The organism is Psychrobacillus sp., from assembly GCF_056205495.1.
In genome coordinates, this window is record NZ_JBAEAP010000286.1 from 1 (window position 1) to 1776 (window position 1776).

The 1776-nt window shown below is 41.3% G+C and carries 1 pseudogene; it reads right to left on the reverse strand.

From position 1 onward, the window contains the following. Nucleotides 1-38: 38 nt before the first annotated feature. A pseudogene (gene typA / locus AC06OU_RS08390) lies at nucleotides 39-1718 on the reverse strand (translational GTPase TypA); the annotation flags it as partial. Between the last annotated feature and the right edge of the window lie 58 nt (nucleotides 1719-1776).

Below are 1776 nucleotides of genomic sequence, written 5' to 3' on the forward strand. Positions count from 1 at the left end.
ATCAACTCCTTGGCTCACAGAACGACATGGCTACGATCCGACTTAGTTTGATCTTTATTCGCTGAACGCATGTTTGTCATTTGTTTTGCTTTAACGATATTAACCGTTAAATCTGCATCACGATTATGTTCGCCGACAATCATACCTTCATAAATGTCAGTACCTGGTTCAACAAAAATGACACCACGGTCTTCTACTTGCATAGTACCGTATTGTGTTGTTTTTCCTGATTCCATAGATACTAATACACCTTGACGTCTTCCGCCAACTTGGCCTTGCGCCATTGGTTGGTAGCTGTCAAATGAGTGGTTCATGATACCGTAACCACGAGTGATCGTTAAGAACTCAGTAGAATAACCGATAAGTCCGCGAGCTGGGATCGTGAATAGTAAACGAACTTGACCGCTTCCGCTATTGACCATATCTAACAATTCGCCTTTACGTGCACCCATCGATTCCATGATAGCACCGGTATGCTCTTCGGGAACATCGATTTGAACACGTTCAACTGGCTCACAACGTACGCCATCGATAAGACGGACGATAACTTCTGGTTTAGACACTTGAAGTTCATAACCCTCACGTCTCATGTTTTCAATCAGGATAGAAAGGTGAAGCTCTCCACGACCTGAAACAATCCATACGTCCGGTGAATCAGTGTTTTCTACTCTTAAACTTACATCTGTTTGCAATTGGCTTTTCAAACGCTCTTCGATTTTACGAGCTGTTACGAATTTACCTTCCCGGCCTGCAAATGGGCTGTTGTTTACAAGGAAAGTCATTTGTAGAGTTGGCTCATCGATACGTAGGATTGGAAGCGCATCAGGATGCTCTACTGGGCAAACCGTTTCACCGACGTTGATATCTTCCATACCGGAAACGGCGATTAAGTCACCAGCAACTGCTTCTTGGATTTCAACTTTTTTCAAGCCGATATAACCAAAGATTTTCGTTACACGGAATTGCTTAACTGATCCATCAAGCTTCATCAACGAAACTTGCTGACCTACGTGCATTTTTCCGCGGAACACACGACCAACACCAATACGTCCAACATAGTCGTTGTAATCAAGTAAAGCCACTTGGAATTGCAGTGGTTCTTCTGAGTTATCGACTGGAGCAGGAATCGTTTCGATAATTGTTTCGAATAATGGAGTCATGTCTTTTTCTTGTTTAGCAGGATCTGAATCCAAGCTAGCTGTTCCAGCAATACCTGAAGTAAAGACTACAGGGAAATCTAATTGCTCTTCTTCAGCTCCAAGTTCGATGAACAAGTCGATAACTTCATCGACAACTTCATCTGGACGAGCAGAGTCTTTATCAATTTTATTCACGACAACGATAGGCGTGATTTTTTGTTCCAAAGCTTTTTTCAACACGAAACGTGTTTGAGGCATACAACCTTCATAAGCATCGACAACAAGTAAAACGCCATCGACCATTTTCATGATCCGTTCTACTTCACCACCAAAGTCGGCATGACCAGGTGTATCCAAGATATTAATTCTTGTGTCTTGATATTGAACTGCTGTATTTTTCGCAAGAATCGTAATTCCGCGTTCTTTTTCAATAGCATTAGAATCCATCGCACGTTCTTCAACGTGTTCGTTTTCACGGAATGTACCCGATTGCTTAAGCAACTGATCCACTAAAGTTGTTTTACCATGATCGACGTGGGCAATGATGGCTATATTACGAATATTTTCTCTTAATTTCAAAAAATTCACTCCTAAAAAAATTTGGTGTTTAACGTATCACTAGTATTAACTTACATAT